Raw genomic sequence first — 23621 nt, 5'->3', positions numbered from 1 at the left:
AACCACTCCTAATCTTCTTTTTCATCCTCACTTACGATAGACAAAAATAATTCTAAAAGTTCATCACTTATATCATATCCTTTTTGTTTTAGATAAAAGTCACTAAACTTTTCTTTCATAGACCTTTCTCTTAAATCTTCAGTAGGGTTTTCACTTTCTTCTCTTTCCTTTATATCTGGAATTATTTCAATTATATCCTTCTTATATTCATTCATAAGTTTTATATATTCCTGATTTATATACTCATCTGTTTTAACCTTAATATAAACCCAGCAATCTCTATTAGATTCATTTTTACACTTTTCAATAGCCTCTTCTATACTTTCAAACTTCCATATTTCAATAGGCTTATAATTACTTAAAAGTATTCTTTCAACCTTAGCTTCCTTTTTAGGAACTACCTCTACCTTATATACAGATTTAGCATAATTAACTTCACTTTTGCTGTATTGAATAGGAGATCCTGCATAATAAGCATTGCTTGTATTTCCAACTCTTTGAGGCCTATGCAGATGTCCTAATGCTATATATTGAGCCTTCTTTGGCAAATTTAAGGCACTTACCGCAAGGCTACCTCCAAGTTCTATACTCCGCTCAGAATCTGATGTTATGCCACCATTTACAAAGATATGTGAAGTAGCTATGTTTATAGTATCTTCACGATAATTTTTTGAAAGGTTGTTGAAAATTTCTCCTATCTTTTCTGAGTAGCTAACCATTCTCTCATTATCGTCATCTTCAAATATAAATACTTCATTAAGTCTCTTTTCACTAGGATAAGCTAATGTTATTATTACAGCCTTTTCACCATTTAGCTCTATCTCTATAAATCCTTCTCCAGAATCCACTACATTACAAACACCATATCTACCTATTTCAACTATGTTTTTAGGTGTACCTATTATAATTATTCCATATTCTAAAGCAAGTGGGCTTATGGACATAAGTCTTTCAGGATTATCATGATTACCCGCTATTATTATTATAGGCCTTTTACCATTATTACTAAGTTTTTTTAGTGATTCATATAATAATCTTTCTGCCTTAGCTGGAGGATTTCCATTATCATATATATCTCCAGCTATTATAATCATATCTATACTTTCCTTTTCTACTATACTAATAAGTTCATTTAGAAACTTTTCTTGCTCTTCAAGCCTACTATTTTTTATGCCATCTAAATATTTTCCTAAATGCCAGTCAGATGTGTGCATAATTTTCATAAATTATTCACGGCCTTTCTTTTAAAATAAAAAATCATTCACAATATTAGTGTTAAAATAAATAAAGTTGTGGATAACTCTTATATTTATCTATTTCTATGTGGATTAAACAAAACCCTTGTTAGTTAATATACTTTTAGATTAGATATTTTAAGTGTTATTTTTAACCTTTTGAATAATTAAGTCTTATTCTTAACATATTAAATAATTAAATTTAATTATTTAAAGGTTTTTAGAAAACATTATAGAAATATTATTATATAAGGTTTTTAGAAGGAGGATATATAAATGTTACAAACTATTAAAAAGAATGTTGATGTATTAGAAGCTATGCTATATTTTTGGCAGGCAACTAGTGAGAGAGAAAAGGTAGCTGAAGTATTTTTTTATGATGTAGCTAAAATGGATGCATTTAAAATAGCTTACGATGAAGAATTTAATGAGGAGTCTGTAAGAAAGGTTTTAAGTGCTATAAAAAATAGAGAGATTCTATCAGATGGGAATAAAAAAGAAAAAAGATTCTGGAATAATAATATGTGGATGATGGAAGACTTAGAATATGTAAATCTTATGATAAGTCCATTAAAAAAATTAAACTTAGATTACCTTGTAGATATACTAAATGAAAAGGTTCCTCAAAACAAATATGATACTTTAGAAGTTGTTTTCTCACCACTACATTTAGATGAATACTTCATAAAAGAAAACAAACTTGTAATTAATTTCTTTAGAGTAAAACCTAGCGATATTGATGACAATGTGTTTATAGGTGAAAAGGAATTAAAATCATACATAGAAGAAAAGCTTGTAGAATTATTAAAATAAAACATTGGTTTTTACATTAAATAGCTACCTTTAGCTTGCTATGTTTATTAGCATCCAATAGGTAGCTGTTTTCATATATAAATATATATGAAAGTTAAGATCTTTATTATTATATATTAATTAACTTTTAAACTTACATAATCTAGGTCTATTGTATTTATAAAACTTGTTTAGACTTAATTTATAATGATATAATAGTAAAATAGGCTGTAAAAATAGTTTTTATTATACGTTATTTAAATAAGAGAACATACTACAAAATAATTTAAGCAAGGAGATTATATATGGATATAGTTATAATTACGGATTCTAGTTGTGATCTTCCTTTAGACTACATTAGGGATGCAAAGGTGCCATTTCTAGGATTAGTTTCTAACTTTAAAGGAAATGACTATGTGGAAGACTTCGGACAAACCTTAAGCTATAAAGCCTTCTATGATGGTGTAAGAAATGGTGAAATGCCTACTACATCTCAAATAAACTCATACAGATTCTTTGAAGCATTTGAAAAGCATGTAAAAGAAAATAAATCTATAATTTACCTAGCATTTTCTTCTGCTTTAAGTGGAACATATAATAGTTCGCTTATTGCTAAAAGTGAGATATTAGAAAAATATCCTGATGCTGATATAACCATTATAGATACGCGTTCAGCTTCACTGGGGGTAGGTCTTATAGTTTATCATGCATATGAAATGCTTAATAATGGCTGCTCTAAAGATGAAATCATAGCCTGGGTTGAAGATAACAAGCTTAAGGTAAATCACTTTTTTACTGTAGATGACTTGAATCACCTAAAAAGAGGTGGGAGGATATCTCCTACTAGTGCTTTTGTTGGAACAATACTTGATATTAAACCTATACTTTACGTAAATGATCTAGGAGAACTTATACCCTTTACTAAAGTAAAAGGTAGAAAGAAAGCTATAAGAACCTTGTTTGATACCTTCAAAGATAGAGTTGTGAACCCTGAGGATCAAATAATTTTTATAAGCCATGGTGATTGCTTAGATGATGCACTTTTCCTAAAGTCTTTAATCGAAAGAGAATTTAAAGTTAAGGGGTTTAAAATAAACTTTGTAGGCCAGGCCATAGGATCTCACTCTGGTCCTGGAATCCTTACATTATTCTTTATTGGCAATAATAGATCTTTATAAAACATTATAAAATAAAAGGTATTAATCTATAAATCATATTTATAGATTAATACCTTTTAAACTTACATCTAACTTTTAATAATTAAAGCTTATCTAAATCTAATATCTTAATTACTTTTCACTATAAAGTTCTACTATCTTTATTATAACTTCCACTGCCTTTTCCATGGATTCTTTACATATAAACTCATACTTACCATGAAAGTTTTCTCCACCAGCAAATATATTAGGAGTTGGAAGTCCCATATATGAAAGTCTTGCTCCATCTGTTCCACCTCTTATTGGTATTACGATAGGAGTTACTCCTACCTGTTCCATAGCCTTAAATGCTATATCTACCACATGTTTTACAGGCTCTATCTTTTCTTTCATATTATAGTATTGATCCTTTACCTTTACTTCTATAATATCCATGCCATATTTATCATTTATAGTTTTACCTATACTTTTTATATTCTCTTTTCTCTTTTCAAAGTTATCTTTATCAAAATCTCTTATTATATAACTTAATGTAGTCTTTTCTACCTCTCCTGTTATATTTGTTAAAAGATAGAAACCTTCATATCCTTTAGTCTTTTCTGGTACCTCATTTGAAGGTAGCATTGCCATGAATTCACTAGCTATAGTTATAGAATTTATCATTTTTCCATAAGCATTTCCTGGATGAATATTCCTTCCATTAATGACTACCTTAACTCCTGCAGCATTAAAGTTTTCATATTCAAGCTCACCTATCTTACCACCATCTATAGTGTAAGCAAAATCCGCAGCAAACCTTTCTACATCAAAATGATCTGCACCTTCACCAATTTCTTCATCTGGAGTAAATCCAAGCTTTATTTCTCCGTGCTTTATTTCTGGATGATCTATTAAATATTCCATAGCTGCCATTATCTCTGCAATACCTGCCTTATCATCTGCACCTAAAAGAGTGGTTCCATCTGTAGTTATTAGTGTCTTACCTATATAATTTTCTATCTCGGGAAAATCTTTTTTTGATAATATAATGTTTAAGTCTTTATTTAAAATTATGTCTCCACCTTTATAATCTTCAATAATTTGAGGTTTTACACTTTTCCCTGACATGTCTGGTGAAGTATCCATATGAGCAATAAATCCTATAGTTGGAACAACCTTATTCAAATTAGAAGGTAATGTTGCCATTACATATCCATTATCGTCTACAGATGGTTCTTTCATCCCCATAAGTTGAAGCTCTTTACACAATTCTTTTGCAAGTATAATTTGTCCTTCTGTGCTAGGAGTTTTACCTGTAGTTTCATCGGACTTTGTTTCAAACTTTACATATTTTAAAAACTTTTCTACTACCTTTGACATAATCATATCCCCTTTATATAAAAATTTTTGTATGCTTTAGTTACTTTATTTTCATATTAAACTTTGCTTATGCGTTTTATAACTTTTGGTTACACTTTTTATAATTTCGGGTTATATATTCTTCTATTTTCAAGTGACCATAACCTTTCGGAGAAGTTACCCTTTTCCGTATCTTTTAATACCTTTTTAATATCATACATTCTTGCATCTACTATATCTAGATAATGTAGCATTTCTGCCTCAGCTATCATGGGTTTTACTGGACTCCCATATTCAGGTTCATAATGGTGTGACAGTACAAGGTGTTGTAGTAACATAGAAACTTCTTTATTTGTACCTAATTTTTCTGCTACTACTTCTATGTTTTTAACACCTTGTGTTATATGTCCTAAAAGCTGACCTTCAACTGTATATTCGTCAACTATTCCAAAATCATTAGAATTCATCTCTTCAATTTTAGACATATCATGAAGTATAACCCCTGCATATAATAAGTCCTTATTTAAAAATGTATATATTTCAGATAACTTTTCTGCCATGTGAATCATGGTCATAACATGAAAGAGGAGTCCTGATCTTATGGCATGATGATTTTTCTTTGCAGCTGGATAGTATTGTAACTTTTCCTTATTTTCTTCAAAGATATATTTTACAATATCTTTAATATCTTTATCTTCCATGTTATTTATATATCCTAGTATCTCATCATACATAAATTCTGGTTTTAATGGTGCTGCTTGAACAAAATCCTCTACATTTATCTTATCTTCATCATTAATATTTCTTATTCTTTCTATCTTAAGTTGAAGAGCACCTTGCCAAGACAATATAGAACCTTTTATTTTTACAACAGTATTTCCTTTATATTTATCTTCACTCAAAGCTGGCACTTCCCAAAGCTTTGCATTTATTTCTCCTGTTTTATCACATAGACTAAAATCTAGATACTTCTTGTTATTTGAATTAGTTGTCTTAGTATCTACTGCTCTAATCATGTAGTAGCCTTCTATCTTAGCTCCTGGTTCAAAATCACTTATACTTATATTGTTAACTTCCACTATAATCATCCTCACTTTAAATTATAATTAATAGGGTAAATGTAAATCATGTTAAAAATCATAAACTCGCTCTATTATTCTTATATAATTATATCATACTTTATTGTTTTATAATTCTAACTACTATATTATGAATATTAAGAGGTGATAACTTATATGTATATAAATCTACCTTCAAAAGTTGATTTTATAATAAATAAACTAATAGACAATAACTTCGAAGCATTTATTGTAGGAGGTTCCGTTAGAGATTCCCTACTTAATATAACTCCAAAAGATTGGGACATAACTACTAATGCCCTGCCTTTTGATATAATGAACATCTTCCAGAACTCTATACCCACTGGCTTAAAACATGGAACCATAACTGTGATAATTGAAAAAGAGCATTTTGAAGTTACAACTTACAGAGTAGAAGATGACTATAAAGACTTTAGGAGACCTTCCTCCGTTAAATTTGTAAATTCTATAAAGGAGGATTTATCAAGAAGAGATTTTACTATAAATTCTATGGCTTATAATCACACATTTGGACTAGTAGATCCCTTTAATGGAAGAAAGGATTTAAGCCTAAAAAATATAACCTCTGTAGGTGATGCAAATAAAAGATTTAATGAAGATGCACTTAGAATGTTAAGAGCCATTAGATTTAGCTCACAGTTAAACTTTGAAATAGATAAAAGTACGCTTGATGCATTAATAAAAAATAACTACCTTATAAAAAATGTAAGTAAGGAACGTATTACCGAGGAAATATCTAAACTACTTTTATCTAAAAGCCCAGATAAGGGGATAACCTATTTATCTAGTACATCTATGATATATAGCCTTTTTGGTACTGATTTTTATGATATAAACAACCTTATAAATTCAATAAAGATTTCTAAACACCATCTTGGTATTAGATACAGTTTATTTATATATTACTTGTGTAAAGATAATAAGGATATTACTAGATCCATACTAGATAAATTAAAATTAGATAATAAAACATTGAATTTAATTTTACATCTAAATTTGAATAAGAATTGCTATAATAAACTTCTAAGTAAATATGATATAAAGGTTTTTATAAACAAATTAGGATTGGACCTCTTTTCTGATTATTTATATTTTGAAGAAATAATAGCTAAATCTGAAAACCATAAAGAAGGTATATGTAAAATTAAAAGTATAAATAAACAATTTAATGATATTATTAAAAATAATGAACCTTTAACTTTAAAAGATTTGAAGGTTACTGGAAATGATATTAAATCTTTAGGTGTACCATCTGGAAAGGATATAGGAATAATGCTTAATAAAGCTTTAGATATTGTTTTTAAAAAACCTGAGCTAAATGACAAAGATTCCTTAATATCTATTCTTAAAGATACAATTTAATTTAAAATAGGAAGGATGTTTTCCATGATTATACTTAAGTCTTTACAAAGTCTTCTTACTATATTCTTCTTGATTTTTATAGGTTTTTATTTAAGTAAAAGAAATTGGTTTAATGAAGATACCCCTATCTTATTTTCAAAACTTGTTATAAAGCTATCTCTACCATGCTTTATGATATATAATCTTACTACTTCATTTACTAAAGAAGACTTAACATCATCTAGCATAGGACTTTTAATACCCTTTATTTCTATGATACTGACCTTTTTTTTAAGTAAAATACTTGCACTTATCTTAAAAGTACCTAATCAAAAAAGGGGTACTTTTAGTACTATGTTTTTTCTTTCTAATACAATATTTATAGGTCTTCCTGTTAATATATCTTTGTTTGGGGACGAGGCTATTCCTTATGTACTTTTATATTATATTGTAAATACTTTTATGTTTTGGACTGTGGGTGTACATAGTATAAAAAAAGATAGTGGTCTTGTAGGTGACAAAAAGTTTTCTTATATAAGCTCCTTAAAGAGTATTCTCTCTCCACCTTTAATAGCCTTTGGAATCTCTGTATTACTTATACTTTTTAATATAAGTTTACCTAGCTTTCTTTTAGATGGATTTAAGTACCTTGGAAATCTAACTACACCTATATCAACCTTATTTATTGGTATGACTTTAAGTACTCTAAATCATAATGACTTTAATATAGGTAAAGATTCACTATTTATATTCATGGGTAGATTTATAATATCCCCTTTAGTAACCTTTACTATTATAAAGCTATTTCCTATTCCAGAACTTATGGCTAAAGTATTTATTATAGAATCTGCAATGCCTGTTATGACTCAGATTGCTATAGTTTCTAAATCTTACAACGTTGATTACAAATATGCTACTGTAATGGGAACACTTTCAAACCTTGCAAGTCTTATATTTATACCTTTGTACATGCTTTTATTTATATATTTATTTTAAAAAGATAATAGTTCAATATGCCATGTTATTTGCACATTGAACTATTATATCTTAATCCTATATCTTAATCTAACTTTACAACTTCTTCATTATAAAAAAGATATAAATACTTTTCTTTAACTTTCTTTCCTGTTATCTTAACTAAAGCATCTTCATAATACTTTAATTGAATTTTATATCTATCTTTTATAGGTTCTACCCCATCCTCACCTACATAATCTGTCTTATAATCTATTAATACTAATCCATCTTCCTCTTCAAAGTAGCAATCAATTATACCTTGAAGCCTTATTTTTTCATTTTCATATAGCTTTGGAAGGTCTTTATTTATAATTGTACTTGGTATATCCATATAAAAGTCCATTTCTCTTTTAACATTTCCAGAATCATTATATACCTTTAAAAGTCTTTTACCTAAATCACTTTCAAAAAACTTTAATATCTTATGTGGTTTTACTGACTCTATTTCTTCTTTTGTTAAAAATTCTTTTATGGCTAGATAATTTAATTGAGTCTTTATATCTTGTATGTTGAGTGTCTTATCTAAATCTATATGTTGCATTACAGAATGCATAGCTGTTCCCTTTTCTGATGCTGATAGACCTTTATCTTCTTGTAAGAACTTAGGCTTTTTAAGTGTCTCTGTTTTATATATGCTACTAACATTATTATTTATCTCTTCATCATAATACTGCTTTTTTAGATCTGAAACAGATATATTAGCAGGCATAGAGGATGAATAAGCATAAGGGTATATATATCCAAGTCTTCTTTCTATCTCTTCTTTATATATATTTTCATTTTCTTTAAGATCTATATCTTCTATATCTTCTTCAACCTTTATTTCTTCTATGTCCCCTAATATTATATCCTTGTTCCAAAGTTGTATATTCCACATGGACTCATCCTTAAAGTCTATGTCTTCCATATCTATATCTGCTATTTCTCTTAATACATTACCACTTGGATGTTTTACCATAGCCATTCCTATCCAATCTAAATAAGTCTTTGCCTTTATAGTTTCAAAAGGCGCTATCTTTTCTACAGAATTCATGGCACTATGACACCATTTTTGAGCTGACTTTTCAATGTTTGGTACAGAGCCTGTTATTATTAATTTTTCTTTGGCTCTAGTAAAGGCTACATATAATATCCTCATTTCTTCTGATAAAGTTTCAAGCTTTATCTTCCGTCTTATAGATTGCTTAGCCATAGTAGAGTATGAAATACGCTTTATGACATCTATATAGTCTGGTCCAAAACCAAGCTCCTCATGAAATAATATTGGCTTATTAAGATCCATCATATTAAAATTCTTTCCGCAGCCTGCAAGTATAACTACTGGAAACTCTAGACCCTTACTTTTATGGATACTCATTATTCTAACCACATCTTCATTTTCACTAAGTATCTTAGCACTTCCCATATCTCCACTAGTCTTTCTTAATTTATTTATAAAGTTTATGAAGTTAAATAAGCCCTTATAGCTAGTCTTTTCATATTGCCTTGCTCTTTGGAATAGTATCTTAAGATTAGCCTGCCTTTGAGCTCCATTAGGCATAGCCCTTACAAACCCATAATAAGAAGTATCACTATATAAATACCAAATAAATTCATCTATAGAATCATGGATAGATCTTTCTCTCCACTTTTCAATAGATTCAATCACATATTTACATTTTGACTTTAAATTCTCTTCATATTTATATTGATTATCTTCTTTTAAAATCTCTTCTTCACTATTTGCAATTTCTTTTAAAGACTCATAAAAGTACTTTTCTCTATTATATATTCTAAGATCTATTAGTTCTTCTGGAGTAAAGGAAAATATGGGAGATCTTAAAACTGAGATCATAGGTATATCTTGAAGAGGATTATCTATTACTTGTAGTAATGACATTATAGTTCTTACTTCTACAGTTTGAAAATACCCTGCTGCTGAATCTGCATATACAGGTATACTTTCAAGTCCAAGTTCTTCTACAAATGTTGGCGCAAAATTTGCTGTAGACCGCATAAGTATTACTATATCTTTACACATTATAGGTCTATATCCTTTTATATTTTTATCATAAACCTTAAATACTTCTCCATCACCTGGGTTTATTAAAGCCTTTATCTTTTTCGAAACTAGCCTTGCCTCTAGCTGAATCTTATCTAGTTCTTCTTCATCTAAGGAGTCATCATTAGTATTGTAACTTTCCTCATCTTCATCTGACTCAGTAAGCTCTTTACCACCTCTATCGATTATATTAAGCTCTACATCTCCACCTACCATAACGTAGGGTTCTTTTATATCTTCAAAAGTTGCCCCTAAATTTAGAGCTTCTTTAGAATCATAATCAAGCTCTCCAACTTCCTTTGACATTATCTTTTTGAAGATATAATTTACTGCATTTATAACTTCAAGTCTACTTCTAAAGTTTTTATAAAGTAGTATCTTTTTATTATCATCACCTTTATCTTCTTCTATAGAATAACTTCTATACTTATCCATAAAGAGTTCTGGTTTTGCTTGCCTGAACCTATAGATACTTTGTTTCACATCTCCTACCATAAATACATTAGGATTATCATCATGTTTTCTTGAGACCATATTTATTATAGTTTCTTGAACACTATTGCTATCTTGATATTCATCTACTAATACTTCAGAAAACTTAACCTTAAGTTCCTTTGCTACGCTAGACGGTTCTACATTTCCCTCCTCATCTACAGCTGTTAATATTTCAAGGGAAAAGTGTTCTAAATCATTAAAGTCAAGCAAACCTCTTTCTCTTTTCTTTTCTTTGTATCTATTATCAAAGTCTATAGTAACTTCCACTAAGGATTTCATAACAACGTACATTTCTTTTAAGCTACCTTTAATATCTTCTGGTGAATCTATAAAATAATCTTCCGTTATCTTTTTTGTCCTTTTTTTAACTTCATCTCTTAAGTCTTTAACCACCTTTTGGGACTCTTTGTCCGCTTCCTTTGAGCATCTTTTAATAGTCTTAAACTTAAGATTTAAGATTTCTTTATAAATTTCTTCAAAGCCTTCTTTTGATGCTATTATTAAAGTTTCAATAATATCTAAGTCTTCTAATATAGTTTCTTTATATGGATCTAGGCCTATAGATGTTTCACATATATTTAATGCGTCTATTAACTTTTCCTTAAGACCCTTTAATTCTAAATTTATATTATTAATTATAACCTTACCCCAAGGTGAAGTTCCTATATCAAAGCTTTCATCTATATTAAAATCTTCAGCCTTTTCTCTTAACCATGTGTGAGGCCAAGGACCACTCATAGAAAAATCATAAAGATCATCTATTATAGACTTAAGGTAGACATCATCCTTACCTGTGGTGTAACATTCCATTAAAATTGTAAAGTCCTCATCCTCTTTTTCATATTTATCTTCAAATAAGTCTTCCATAACTTCTTGCTTTAGCAAAATCGCTTCTGTTACATCTGCAATACGAAAGTTTGGATCTAAATCTATATAATGAAAGTTATTTTTTATTATATCAAGACAAAAGGAATGCATTGTTGTTATATTGGCTCTGTTTAAAAGGGTAAGCTGCCTTTGCAATATCTTTAAATCAGGCTCTTTATCTAATTTTTTTGATATTGCCTCGCCAATTCTTTCTCTCATTTCAGATGCTGCAGCATTGGTAAATGTAACTACTAAAAGCTTATCTATATCTACAGGATTTTCTTTATCCGTTATCATCCTTATTATTCTTTCAACTAACACTGCTGTTTTTCCTGAGCCTGCAGCAGCTGCTACTAAAAGATTAGAACCCCTTTTAGTAATGGCTCTTTCTTGTTCCTTAGTCCATTTAGTTTCTCCCATCATCATTACCTCCCTTAGCCTCAATAAGTAACCTATCAGATACAGCTTTATATATAAGTTCTAATGCCTCTTCATCAGTCTTTTTATTTATGTTTTCATATTTATTTCCTTTAACAGTTGAATCAAACTGACATATAGCTGAAAACTTACAGTAACTGCAACTTGTATACTTATCCTTTTTTATAGGTGATATGCTTATATTTCCACTTAACATTTCATCACATAATCTAACTAAGGTTTCTTTTACATATTCTCTTAATATATCAAATTGTTCTAATGTTATAGCAGAAGACTTACCAAGTGAACCATCTTTATTCATCCTAGCTGGAATTATTAGAGAATATCCATCTATACCATTATCCATTTCCTTTACTACTTTAGCATCAGCTAATAAAAGGCCTCGCATTTTAAGCTTTTTTAATATAAGATTTTCAATGTCTTTTTCCTCTAGTCCTCTTCTCGCCTTTACTATCGGATCATCTATTCTAAAATATAATATGGCACCTGGAAGAGCATTTGACTCTACAAATTTATCTGCATTTTCTAATATGGCTTCAAGATATACTAAAAGTTGAAGCTGAAGTCCATAATACACATCAGATAGCGAAAACTCTTTGTTTCCTGTCTTGTAATCGATGATTCTTATATATACCTTATCATCTAACCCCATGCCGTCTACCCTATCTATTCTGCCTTGTAACGTAACCTTCTCCCCTGATGGTAAGAAAATTTCTATAGGCTTTAAATCCTTGTGTCCAAGTCCAAATTTTAATTCATTAGCTATTGGATCAAAGCTACTTCTTTTTATATGTTCTGAAATTACCATTATGGACTTTGATATTATTCTTTTCATCCTACCTGCCATATATTTGTACTTTGCAGAGCTTTTTAATATAGCGTTCTTTTCTTCAATAGTTTCTTCCACTAGCTCATCAATAGCCCTTTTAGACCAATCTATATCAAGTTCTCTAAAGCTTAAATTTTCTTCTTTTACCCTATCAGAAAATTTATCTATTACCTCATGCATAAAGCTTCCTATGTCAGGAGCTGAAAACTCATATATCTTTCTATCTCTAGCCTTGAGTCCATATTGTACATAATATGCAAAAGGGCATTCAGCATACTTTTCTATTCTTGATACATCAAAATTAAAAGGTTTCATATATAGGGCTTTTATCTTACTTTCATCTGCCTTTTCTACTAGGTTATTATACTTAAGTCCTTTAAATACTGAAGACATCTTGTCTTTCCATTGCTCTTTATCTTTGTACCAATAATACACCTCAGACCATATCTTTTCTGTTTCTTCCCCTTCAAAATTCCTTCTTAATGTAGATATAAGATTATTAAATGTAGGCTGTGGAGATACTATATATTCAAAGTTATCCTCATTAACCTTAATAATGTCACTTTCCTCTACAAGCTTTGGAAATAACTTTTTCATTCTAGATATTATAATAGATGGTCTTAAAGCCTTACCCTCAAAATCAGCCATAGGATATGTTAGCATAATATATTCCTTTGATAAACTAAGGGAGGTATAAACTAAAAATTGTTCTTCAAAGGCTTGTGTTTTAGTATCAGCTGCAAGTTCTATACCATAGTCTTTTAGCATATTCCGATCAAAATCTGAAAGTATCCCCTCTTCTCTAGAGCTTCCAGGAAATACCCCATCATTTACTCCAATTATATAAAGTGATTTAACCTCATGACTTTTAACTCTACCTATATCTCCAACTAATACCTCGTCTAAGGATATGGGTATTAACCCCATCTTGTGTTTTTCGAATCCTACGTTTAAAATGGTTACAAACTTATCTAGTTTTACTTTCTCTCTTCCCATAATTTCTACCATTTGATCTAGTACCTGTATTACAATATCTGTAATTTGACCATATTCATCAGACTTTTCTTGATCTCCAGCTTTTGAAAACTTTTCTGACCACTCTTCTATAGTATCTAAAGCTCCTATTTCATTTAAAAATTCATATAAGTTACTGCAAATATTAAATATACTATTATCATCTTTAATTGAAGATTGTAATTTTAATAAAGGTTCTCTTACCATATCTTTAATCTCATTTATTTTATTTAACTTTTCTATATCAGATACACTTATTTCTTTATCCTTATCAAAGCCAAATCTCCAAAATTCATCATTAACCCAATGAAATCCTCTTATGCCATAAGCTAATACATAATTCTCTAATAAATCTATATCTTCTCTTTGTATCTTTACAATACCCGTTTTAAGGTATCTAAAAACAGACTCATAGGACCAATTCTTTATGAATACATCAAAAGCCGATGTTATAAGCACAACTAATGGATTATCTGTAACGTCCCTTTTTTTATCTAAGAAAAATGGGATATTATATTCTTTAAAGATTACAGATACTATTCTTTCGTAACTTTCAATTTCTCTACATACAACAGCTATATCCTTAAACCTATAATCTTTATCACGTATTTCTGCTACTATGCTTCTTGCTACCTTTTCAACTTCATCATAAGTATTTAATGCCTTATACATTCTTAACTTCTCTACCGGTAAGTTATAATACTTATAAGGAAATGAAAAAAAGTGTTTTTCTATATGCCTAAGTTCTTTACTTTCACAAAATCTCGGGCAAGCTTCTTTATTTAAATCTATAGGCTTTTCATAGCCTACTCCACTTCTTTCAATTATGTTTAGTAACTTCTTTTCTGTAACCTTAGTAATTGAAAATACATCTGTATTATCTACATCATTATAGCCATTTAACATATCTGAATTTAGAGATACATTTACTCTTTTAGCTTTTTGAAGTAACTTTTCTATTATGCTATATTGTTGTGGGGTAAATGTAGTAAATTCATCTATCCATATTTCTACATCATTAAAGTAATCACTTTCATCTAGCTTCCTAGAAAGTATAGTTAATTCATCTTCAGCATCTAAGTATCCTGGTTCAAGATATCCTTGAAAGCCTTCATAAATAGATGAAATATCTTCTAATTTATTTTTAAGCTCTAAATCTTCTATTTTACTTAAAGATTCATTTATAACATTAGGTGTTACATTATACTTCTTAAATTCTGTGATAAGTTCTGAAAGTATATCTACAAATCCTTGTTGTTTACTAGCTTTATAGAAAAACTTTAACTTATCTGAAGTTTCATCTAATACCTTGTATATAAGCATATTCTTTCCTGCATCATTCATTCTCTTATGAGCAGACCCACCAACCTGATCTAATATCTTATTACTCATTCTTTTAAAGCTTAAAACTTCTGCTTTATATAAGGCTCTTTCACCTATACTATCTAAAAGATCCTTTTCAGCTTGAAATGAAAATTGCTCTGGTACTAGTAATATAAGTTTATTATCTGTATTCTTTTCAATTTTATTTCTTATTTGATCTAGGCAAAATGTGCTTTTACCACAACCAGCCCTTCCATAAATGAATCTCAAGCTCATAAATTCACCCCTATTTTATATTTATAATTCTTTAATTTTACTTTTCCTATTGTTTTTATCTTATATTCCATTAATTAAATTATATCCTTTAAACAATTAAGTATCAACAAACATTCGTTCTTAATTTTACGACTTTATACGACAAAAAACACCTAACTTAAAAGTTAGGTGTTTTGGCGGAGAAGGAGGGATTCGAACCCTCGCGCCGGTTTCCCGACCTACGCCCTTAGCAGGGGCGCCTCTTTAGCCACTTGAGTACTTCTCCACGCAGCTAAAAATTTTTATTTTGTATTAAATAAAAAATGGCGGAAAGATAGGGATTCGAACCCTAGGTACGGTCACCCGTACGCCGGTTTTCAAGACCGGTGCCTTAAACCAACTCGACCATCTTTCCACATCTTGCAACAATAATTATTATATCAGCCAAGTTTAATTATGTCAACATTTAGTTTTAAATTATTTATCTTTTGTCTAAATACATCACTAAAGTCCTTTTATAATATCCATATATAACTATAAGCGGATAAAATAAAAATGCCATGGCAAAAGTTACTTTACCACGGCTAAAATTTTCGTTAATTTATTTTAACTTTTATAGTCTAAGAATTACTTGATAAATTCTTCTTTACCCATATAAGGTCTTAATACTTCTGGAATCTCTACGGTTCCATCTTCTCTTTGGAAATTTTCAAGTATTGCAGCTACAGTCCTTCCAATGGCAAGGCCTGATCCATTAATTGTATGAACAAACTTAGGTTTATCCTTTGGAGTTTCCTTGTATTTAATATTAGCCCTTCTTGCTTGGAAGTCTTCAAAATTACTACAGCTTGATATTTCTACATATCTATTATAGCTTGGCATCCAAACCTCTAGGTCATATTTTAATGCAGCTGTAAACCCTAAATCACCCTTACATATTCTTACCATTCTATAAGGAAGATTCAAACCTTGAAGCACTGATTCAGCATCAACTATAAGTTTATCAAGTTCTTCATAAGAATTCTCTGGCTTACAAAACTTTACTAGCTCTACCTTATTAAATTGATGTTGTCTTATAAGTCCTCTTGTATCTCTTCCAGCAGATCCAGCCTCTGCTCTAAAGCAAGCACTATAAGCACAATACTTTATAGGTAATATATCTCCATTAAAAGTCTCATCTCTATACATATTAGTTACAGGAACCTCTGCTGTTGGTATAAGAAAATAATCTTCATTAGAAAGTTTAAATGCATCCTCTTCAAACTTTGGAAGTTGACCTGTACCTGTCATACTTTCTCTATTAACCATAAATGGTGGGAGTATTTCAGTATATCCATTATCATAAATATGCTTATCTAAAAAGTAATTTATTACAGCTCTTTCAAGTCTTGCACCAAGTCCTTTATATATAGCAAACCTTGAACCTGTTACCTTACTTGCTCTTTCAAAATCAATAATATCAAGGTTTGATGCTATGTCCCAGTGAGGTTTAGGTTCAAAACTAAACTTAGTAGAATCTGACCATCTTTTTACCTCTACATTATCTTCATCAGACTTTCCATCTGGTACTTTAGGATTTGGTATATTGGGTATCCTAAGCATCATATATTTCACCTTTTCATCTATTTCGGAAACCTTAACATCAAGTTCTTTAATCTTATCTCCAAGATCTCTCATTTCCTTCATTATAAGCTCTACATCTTCACCTGACTTTTTAAGCTGTGGTATTGAAGCAGATACTTGATTTCTCTTTCCCTTTAATGTCTCAACCTCCATTAATATTTGTCTTCTTTCCTCATCTAACTCTAGAATAGTATCTATAATAGACACATCAAAGTTTTCACCTCTGTCATTTAGAGCCTTCTTAATATCTTTTGGATTATTTCTTATTCTTTTTAAATCTAACATAATAACACTCCTTTATTTGAATTCTAATTATTTTATCTATTTATTAATTTTGGGAAATAAAAAAAGAGCCTTCATCCAATAAGGGACGAAAAGCTCCGCGTTGCCACCCTAGTTGATTAATTTAATATTAAACTAATCCTCTTTAAATTCTTTAACGGAAAAACCCGTACTGTTTGTAACAGTCCCTCAAAGGTGGATTCTTAAAATATAGGTATCAGTTTGCACCTAACACTGATTCTCTTAATGTATCTTTAAAATTAACTAAAAAGATTCGGAGTTTACTTTTAAAAATACCAACCTAATATATTAATACTAGCCTCTTCAACAGTTTATATATTTGATACATTATATCTATTATATCAGATAATGTCAATATTATACCATTAATAATTTAATCCTTTTTTATATTTATCGTAGAAAGTATATCTACACCTGTATTTAAGATATTTTTACATATAATATCTCCTATATTTATAGGTGGACCTATATGTATTCTACTTAAAGCTTTTGAACATTCAATCCATAATCCTTTATCTATAACGTCACTACTTTTAACTGAAACCACATTATGTTGTGAAGATCCTTTTATTCTTACAAGTGTGGTCAATATTCCATTATTGTCTTTAATCTTCTTTATTCCATACTCCTTACCTATATCACACTTATTACCTTCTATTTCTATATTACCGTTATCTTTATATATATCTAAGATGCAGCCCTTTGCACATTCTTTACATAAAATTTTATCTATCAAAATATACTCCTCCTACATCTCTTTAAATTCTTTAATTCTTCCTAAAAGCATTTTAGAATTTTTAGAGTCCTTAAGAATATCAGTAAGCTTTTTATCTGTTTCCCTTGATAATATCTTTACTATCTTACTTAAACAATAGGCCCCTTGGCAATTTCCAAAGGTAGCCCCTGTCCTTCTTTTTATTCCTTCTATGGTTCTTGCTCCTAGTGGTCTTCTTATACTATCAACTATCTCACCTTCTGTTATTTGATTGCACATACATACCATTTTGCCATATCTTTTATCAAGTTTTATTATTTGATCTTTTTCTTCTAAAGATAATTCCTTAAATTTATAAAAATCTCTTCTTTTATCTACAAAGTTCTTTTTAATTGTGCTCTTTAAGCTATTAGTTATGCTTTCACAAATTAATTTTCCAATAGCAGGTGCTATAGTAACTGCAGCATAACTTCTTCCAATTACTTTAACATAACCTTTACTTATATCACTATCATCTATAATTATATTATCTTTATAATACTTTGAATGATACATTGTCTTTATATTTTCATTATCTATATCTCCTACAAGTTCTGAAACAACATTAAGTGTAGTATTAAAATCAATAACATCATTTGTTAAAGATGCCGCAATAAGCCCTCCTCCAAATGTGGGTAAAGAATAACCTTTTCCACTTTCTTTTAATGAAAATACTATATTTGAAAAATAGTTCTTATACTCATTATCTAAAAGCATATATGTAAGTATTTCACTTTCTTCTTTATCATAAGGTTTTTCATTATCTATTTGATAAAAATCTTTAGGTATAGTATTTACTACAACTTTACATGTAAATTTATTTTTATTTGTAGTTACTTTAAGTCCTGTAGCTAGTTTTTGTATATCTAAAACTTCTTCTTCTAATCTAAATATTACACCATTATCAAAGGCTACCTCAGCATATGCTATAGCTAAATCATAAGGGCTAATAATACCTACACTTTTAGAATAAAGAGCCTTTTTAACTACTGTATTTAAATTTGGTTCTATTTTATAAACCTGATTTTTATCTATTATATTAACATTATCTATTCCTCTTTTTTTAGCTCTTAAATAAATATCTTCTATAGTATTTATAGATTCTTCATCTTCAGCTATTACTAATGAACCTGTTCTTATAAATGGCACATTAAATTTTGATGTTACTTCCTCCATCATATTGTTACCCATCATTTCTAATTTTGCCATAAGTCCATCTTTACATTCAGTTCCATCATAAACTATATCTGTATTAACCATTGCAACGTCATCCGCTATATCATAATCCTTTTCAATAAGTGCTATATTAAGATTATATTTCGATAGTTCATAGGCCACGGCACTTCCAATTATTCCTCCACCTAAAACTAATACATCATAATCCATCTTAATCCTCCTACATATAAAGTAAAAGTAAAATATTTCAAGTTATCTCCCTAAATCTATTTTTCTGACCTAGGAAGATAACTTTTAAACTACTTATTACTTACCCAATTATTATTTACTTGTTTCATTTAAAATCTTTTCTAATTCCTTCATATATTCTCCGTACTTAGCCCAGTCCCCTTCTTTTTGTGAATCTACTGCCTTATAATATAAATCTCTAACCTCTTTAATAATCTCAACATCAGTGGTTGTATTCTTATCATCTATCTTATCACTTTCTTTATAACTAAAAATTTGTTCTAAAGCCTTTTCAATATTTTCAGCCATTACCATCTTATCTCCGTAATACACAACTACCTTTTTCATTTCAGGTATACTATTATTACTAATAGCCTTAAGGTATAAAGGCTCAATATATAAAAGAGAGTTTTTTATAGGAACTATTACAGTATCACCATAGTATACCTTTGATCCTTCAGTATTCCACAATGACAATTCTTTTGATATATTAGGGTCTTGATTAATTTGATTCTTAAATAAGTATGGACTGTATATGGTTTTAGTTGGTGGAAATTTGTATAAAACTAATTTACCATATTGGTCACCATCCATTCTAGCACCAAATAAAGCTACCATATTTTCCTTACTTCTCATATTAAAATACTCAAAAAGCACCATTTCCTCTTTTTCTTCATTTGGGAGCTTTGTAACAATATATGATGCCTCAGTGGTTTTCTCTTCTTCGGCTTTATTATCGCTTTGATCTTTAGTTTCCTTTTTGTTTTTAGATATTTCCCATAAGTCTTCTCCATTATAAAATACTTCAGGATCTTTTATATGATATTTCCCTAAAGCACTACATTGAATGTTAAATATTTCTTCTGGATATCTAAAGTGTTCAATAAACTCGGTTGGAAGATCATCTATATCTTTAAATAATCCTTTAAATATCTTAGAATAACTTTGTATTATAGGATCATTCTTATCTGATATATAAAAGTTTATATCTCCATTAAAGCTATCTATAACTACTTTTACAGAGTTTCTTATATAATTTATATCATCATGTGGTTCTGAAAATGGATATTTATTAGATGTAGTATATGCATCTAATATCCAATATAACTTACCATCTTGTATAACTATATAAGGATCTTTATCATAGGTCAAAAATGGAGCTATAGTCTTTGCTCTTTCCATTATATTTCTATTGATTAATATCTTACTGTTTACATTTATATCGTTAGATATCATAAACTTTATACTCTTTTCTTTAATAGAAAATAAAATTCTATTTATAAAAGACATATTTATTCCAGCATTTCCATCATACTTATTTGTTTCATTCTCTCCACCTTTAGGATAGTCAAATTCCCTTTGCTCTGTATTTACAACAGCATAATAATCTGTTGATTCTCCAAAATATATTCTAGGATTATCTATTTTTATATTACTATTATTTTCAGGTGGTATATTTTTTATTACAAAGTTAGGCTTTCCTTCAGCTGTAACTGAATTTACCCTACTCATAACGACTCCATATCCATGAGTATACACTAGATGCTTATTAAGCCATGTATTTGGTTCTATAGAGTCAGAGTCTATCTCACGCGGAGCTATAAACACCTGACTATACTTGTCATCTATATTATATCTATCTACATCTATATCTTTAAAGTTGTAATAATATCTTATTATTTGAACTTGATTATAAAAATCTAAAGCTGGATTAAAAGAATTAACCTTTATATTATCAATAATATCTTTATTTTTATCTATATCTTCTTTAGTGAGATCATCCTTTACATCAAATATACTCTCTTTAATATCATCTATATTAAATGCTTTTCGTGTAAAGTCAATATTTTGTTTAATATACGGTCTCTCAAATTCAAGTTCGTTTGATTTAACCATAAATTGTTGCACTAGAGTAGATGTTAGTCCTTCTAATATTATAACTACAGCCATAGCTATCAATGATATCACTATAGGCTTTATCTTACCCTTAATGATGCTTACAAAAATAACTATAGAAGATACTATAGCTATTCCAGATATAGCTCGATAAAAGTACAGGCTAACTCTAGCATCTGTAAAACTAGCTCCAAAACCTACACCTTTTGAACTATATACTAAATAATAAGACTTTAAAATATAAAATATACCTATCATTATAAGAAACATACTTGAAAGTACTGCTAGTTGCTTCCCTGCATAATTTGTTATATCACTTTTAATAAATTTAACCTTTGAAAAAGGTCTTTTAAAATTTTTAGTATAAACACCATCTTTTGTTCTCATAATTATATAAACTACAAAAGTTACAATTAAAAGTACTATTAAAAATGCCATCATAGCATTGAATAATGATTGAATAAGTGGAAGTTTGAACATGTAAAAAGAGACATCCTTATTGAACAAAGGATCCTTTACATTAAAATCAACGGAATTGTTGAATTGAACAATCCTATACCAGTAATTAGAAGCTGTTATATAAGATATTAAAAATGACAATATTATATTTAAGCTATAAAAAATTATATTTTCTTTCTTTGTAGCCTTTTTATCTGTTTGAGATATGTTTTTATTTTTGATAAAACCTTTTCTAAGACTTCTATAATATATTATTATACCTATAAAACATACTAAAAATATAGGCACCATTAATTTTAATGTAGCAGTTATCTTTTTGAAATATACTGAAAGATATCCTACTTCTTTAAACCACTTTATATTAATAATAAAGTTAACTATGCCATCCATAAAACCAAATATTAAAATAATTAAAATTAATATTGGTAATATTATTTTATGCTTCCTTTTCATTATATTGCTCCTTTCTCACAGCTAATTTAGCTTATTCTAATCTAATATTAAAAACCCTCTATGCCTAAGCTCACTCATTATCTTATCCATTATCTCAATACTTTCTGCTGTTATTGTATGTATATGCACACCAAATGTAAGTGTTGATAATGGCTGTGCATTAGATGAATTGAATCTACTTAAAAAGTTCTTTATGTCTTCATAGGTTTTTATCATAAGCATAGCTTTGATTTCACCATAAAGGGGATGTTCCACTATTACATCTTCTATTACACCACCAAACCTTACTATAATTTTTAACTCTTCTTCGATTTCATCTTTGGTATGAGATAACACTATAACTCTTCTAATAGAATCCACCTGAATCTTAGGAATGATGTAACCTTCAGGTGTAGCTATTATATTAATACCACTAGCTCTTAGTAATGCTACATCCTTAACTATAACTTGTCTTGTAACACCAAATGTTACTGCAAGTTCGCTCCCCTTTTTTGCATTATTTGCTTCTAACAAAATTTTTTCAATTGATTGTCTTCTATCCTTTGAATTCAAAATATCACCTCTTTTAATTTAAGTTATCAAAATGTACTAATATATTTAGCATTTCATCTCCCTTAACCTTGTAATTATGATGATTTTTAATTAAATATAAAAATCTTTCATCATATTTATTTAGTTGTTTTAGATATTCATATCCTTTTATAGGATGATTATAATATACATCTATCTTCTTAACATTCATATATTTATTCATCTTATCCTTAAATAGTTTGTTTATTATAACTAGTAAAGATTTATCTATAATAGATAGACTTCCAAATTTCTTTCCTATATCATGTAGTAGGCAAACTTTCATAAACCAAGCCTTGTCTAATGAACTACATATCTCACTAGATTCTTCATTATTTATGTATTGTAAAGATGCCTTTGCAACCCTTATGCAATGTTGTTTCTCTCCTGATTTTAAACTACTAAATAACTTCACCTCTTCTTTATCTAAATAACTTTTTAAAAAGTTATAGTCTATTGGTTTAAATGGAGATATTATATACCACAAAAATTGTTTGATTCTATAAATCATATCCACAATCCCTTCCATCTTACATTCTAATATAACTATAGCTTTATTCATAATTAATATTCTGTAAACATATACTTTAAGTGAATTTTTTATATTACATTTTTTATTTTTAAACAAAATAAAAAGTCATGAACTAAAGTTCATGACTTTTTGGTGGAGATAAAGAGACTCGAACTCTTGACCCCCTGCGTGCAAGGCAGGTGCTCTCCCAACTGAGCTATACCCCCAGGTTTGGTGGACCTTCAGGGACTCGAACCCCGGACCTACCGGTTATGAGCCGGTTGCTCTAACCAACTGAGCTAAAGATCCTTGTTTTCACCCGGCGACGACTTACTCTCCCACAAGGCCTCCCTTGTAGTACCATCAGCGCTTTAGTGCTTAACCATCCTGTTCGGAATGGGAAGGG

15 protein-coding genes, 4 tRNA genes and 1 rRNA gene are annotated in these 23621 nt (G+C 29.2%); 4 read left to right on the top strand and 16 right to left on the bottom strand.

Annotated elements, in window-relative coordinates:
• Window positions 1–8: 8 nt before the first annotated feature.
• Window positions 9–1223, bottom strand: coding sequence for an exonuclease SbcCD subunit D (locus BD821_RS12620; protein WP_104410781.1), 1215 nt, complete (start codon window positions 1221–1223; stop codon window positions 9–11).
• Between the two features lie 288 nt (window positions 1224–1511).
• On the opposite strand from BD821_RS12620, the gene BD821_RS12615 reads away from it, so the two are divergent.
• Together BD821_RS12615 and BD821_RS12610 are read left to right on the top strand one after the other, a co-directional pair.
• Complete coding sequence (locus tag BD821_RS12615) at window positions 1512–2048, top strand: TDE2712 family protein (RefSeq protein WP_104410780.1); 537 nt, start codon at window positions 1512–1514, stop codon at window positions 2046–2048.
• A 284-nt stretch (window positions 2049–2332) separates the two neighbouring features.
• Window positions 2333–3205 (top strand): DegV family protein, encoded by an 873-nt coding sequence (locus BD821_RS12610; RefSeq protein ID WP_104410779.1) that lies wholly within the window; start codon window positions 2333–2335, stop codon window positions 3203–3205.
• A gap of 111 nt (window positions 3206–3316) precedes the next feature.
• On the opposite strand, the gene pepT is transcribed toward BD821_RS12610, so the two are convergent.
• Together pepT and BD821_RS12600 are read right to left on the bottom strand one after the other, a co-directional pair.
• Window positions 3317–4543, bottom strand: coding sequence for a peptidase T (pepT, locus tag BD821_RS12605; RefSeq protein ID WP_104410778.1), 1227 nt, complete (start codon window positions 4541–4543; stop codon window positions 3317–3319).
• 98 nt (window positions 4544–4641) lie between these two features.
• On the bottom strand, window positions 4642–5610 hold the full coding sequence (locus BD821_RS12600) for a 3'-5' exoribonuclease YhaM family protein (RefSeq protein ID WP_104410777.1): 969 nt from the start codon (window positions 5608–5610) through the stop codon (window positions 4642–4644).
• 147 nt (window positions 5611–5757) lie between these two features.
• On the opposite strand from BD821_RS12600, the gene BD821_RS12595 reads away from it, so the two are divergent.
• Together BD821_RS12595 and BD821_RS12590 are read left to right on the top strand one after the other, a co-directional pair.
• Window positions 5758–6984: a CCA tRNA nucleotidyltransferase gene (locus BD821_RS12595; RefSeq protein WP_104410776.1), complete on the top strand. Its 1227-nt coding sequence runs from the start codon at window positions 5758–5760 to the stop codon at window positions 6982–6984.
• A gap of 24 nt (window positions 6985–7008) precedes the next feature.
• Window positions 7009–7959, top strand: coding sequence for an AEC family transporter (locus BD821_RS12590; protein WP_104410775.1), 951 nt, complete (start codon window positions 7009–7011; stop codon window positions 7957–7959).
• Between the two features lie 64 nt (window positions 7960–8023).
• On the opposite strand, the gene addA is transcribed toward BD821_RS12590, so the two are convergent.
• The 13 genes from addA to rrf all read right to left on the bottom strand — a co-directional run.
• Complete coding sequence (addA, locus tag BD821_RS12585) at window positions 8024–11803, bottom strand: helicase-exonuclease AddAB subunit AddA (protein WP_104410774.1); 3780 nt, start codon at window positions 11801–11803, stop codon at window positions 8024–8026.
• Complete coding sequence (addB, locus tag BD821_RS12580) at window positions 11790–15263, bottom strand: helicase-exonuclease AddAB subunit AddB (RefSeq protein ID WP_104410773.1); 3474 nt, start codon at window positions 15261–15263, stop codon at window positions 11790–11792. The genes addA and addB overlap by 14 nt, the downstream gene beginning before the upstream one ends.
• A gap of 174 nt (window positions 15264–15437) precedes the next feature.
• A tRNA-Ser gene (locus BD821_RS12575) sits at window positions 15438–15528 on the bottom strand.
• Between the two features lie 38 nt (window positions 15529–15566).
• A tRNA-Ser gene (locus tag BD821_RS12570) sits at window positions 15567–15657 on the bottom strand.
• Between the two features lie 212 nt (window positions 15658–15869).
• On the bottom strand, window positions 15870–17150 hold the full coding sequence (serS, locus tag BD821_RS12565; protein WP_104410772.1) for a serine--tRNA ligase: 1281 nt from the start codon (window positions 17148–17150) through the stop codon (window positions 15870–15872).
• 391 nt (window positions 17151–17541) lie between these two features.
• Window positions 17542–17904, bottom strand: coding sequence for a DUF1667 domain-containing protein (locus BD821_RS12560; protein ID WP_029451775.1), 363 nt, complete (start codon window positions 17902–17904; stop codon window positions 17542–17544).
• Window positions 17905–17916: 12 nt separating this feature from the next.
• A complete protein-coding gene (locus BD821_RS12555; RefSeq protein ID WP_104410771.1) occupies window positions 17917–19308 on the bottom strand; it encodes an NAD(P)/FAD-dependent oxidoreductase in 1392 nt (463 codons plus the stop codon).
• Window positions 19309–19419: 111 nt separating this feature from the next.
• A complete protein-coding gene (locus BD821_RS12550) occupies window positions 19420–22134 on the bottom strand; it encodes a UPF0182 family protein (RefSeq protein ID WP_104410770.1) in 2715 nt (904 codons plus the stop codon).
• Between the two features lie 36 nt (window positions 22135–22170).
• Complete coding sequence (locus BD821_RS12545; protein WP_104410769.1) at window positions 22171–22686, bottom strand: transcription repressor NadR; 516 nt, start codon at window positions 22684–22686, stop codon at window positions 22171–22173.
• A gap of 13 nt (window positions 22687–22699) precedes the next feature.
• Entirely contained in the window at window positions 22700–23266 is a 567-nt protein-coding gene (locus BD821_RS12540) for an HD domain-containing protein (RefSeq protein ID WP_226104683.1), read from the bottom strand.
• 100 nt (window positions 23267–23366) lie between these two features.
• Window positions 23367–23442: transfer RNA gene (locus tag BD821_RS12535), tRNA-Ala, on the bottom strand.
• 5 nt (window positions 23443–23447) lie between these two features.
• Window positions 23448–23524 (bottom strand) — tRNA-Ile (locus BD821_RS12530).
• 8 nt (window positions 23525–23532) lie between these two features.
• Window positions 23533–23621: ribosomal RNA gene (gene rrf, locus BD821_RS12525) — 5S ribosomal RNA — on the bottom strand; the annotation flags it as partial.

This window comes from Clostridium algidicarnis DSM 15099 (assembly GCF_002934235.1).
GTDB classification, from domain to species: domain Bacteria; phylum Bacillota; class Clostridia; order Clostridiales; family Clostridiaceae; genus Clostridium_L; species Clostridium_L algidicarnis.
Note: the sequence above shows the minus strand (reverse complement) of the source record. Positions and strands in the feature narration are given on the sequence as shown.

What these genes read in the sequence shown, in the direction of transcription:
- BD821_RS12620 (WP_104410781.1), bottom strand. Translation starts at nt 1,223, where the DNA reads ATGAAAATTATGCACACATCTGACTGGCATTTAGGAAAATATTTAGAT.
- BD821_RS12615 (WP_104410780.1), top strand. Translation starts at nt 1,512, where the DNA reads ATGTTACAAACTATTAAAAAGAATGTTGATGTATTAGAAGCTATGCTA.
- BD821_RS12610 (WP_104410779.1), top strand. Translation starts at nt 2,333, where the DNA reads ATGGATATAGTTATAATTACGGATTCTAGTTGTGATCTTCCTTTAGAC.
- pepT (WP_104410778.1), bottom strand. Translation starts at nt 4,543, where the DNA reads ATGTCAAAGGTAGTAGAAAAGTTTTTAAAATATGTAAAGTTTGAAACA.
- BD821_RS12600 (WP_104410777.1), bottom strand. Translation starts at nt 5,610, where the DNA reads ATGATTATAGTGGAAGTTAACAATATAAGTATAAGTGATTTTGAACCA.
- BD821_RS12595 (WP_104410776.1), top strand. Translation starts at nt 5,758, where the DNA reads ATGTATATAAATCTACCTTCAAAAGTTGATTTTATAATAAATAAACTA.
- BD821_RS12590 (WP_104410775.1), top strand. Translation starts at nt 7,009, where the DNA reads ATGATTATACTTAAGTCTTTACAAAGTCTTCTTACTATATTCTTCTTG.
- addA (WP_104410774.1), bottom strand. Translation starts at nt 11,803, where the DNA reads ATGGGAGAAACTAAATGGACTAAGGAACAAGAAAGAGCCATTACTAAA.
- addB (WP_104410773.1), bottom strand. Translation starts at nt 15,263, where the DNA reads ATGAGCTTGAGATTCATTTATGGAAGGGCTGGTTGTGGTAAAAGCACA.
- serS (WP_104410772.1), bottom strand. Translation starts at nt 17,150, where the DNA reads ATGTTAGATTTAAAAAGAATAAGAAATAATCCAAAAGATATTAAGAAG.
- BD821_RS12555 (WP_104410771.1), bottom strand. Translation starts at nt 19,308, where the DNA reads ATGGATTATGATGTATTAGTTTTAGGTGGAGGAATAATTGGAAGTGCC.
- BD821_RS12550 (WP_104410770.1), bottom strand. Translation starts at nt 22,134, where the DNA reads ATGAAAAGGAAGCATAAAATAATATTACCAATATTAATTTTAATTATT.
- BD821_RS12540 (WP_226104683.1), bottom strand. Translation starts at nt 23,266, where the DNA reads ATGAATAAAGCTATAGTTATATTAGAATGTAAGATGGAAGGGATTGTG.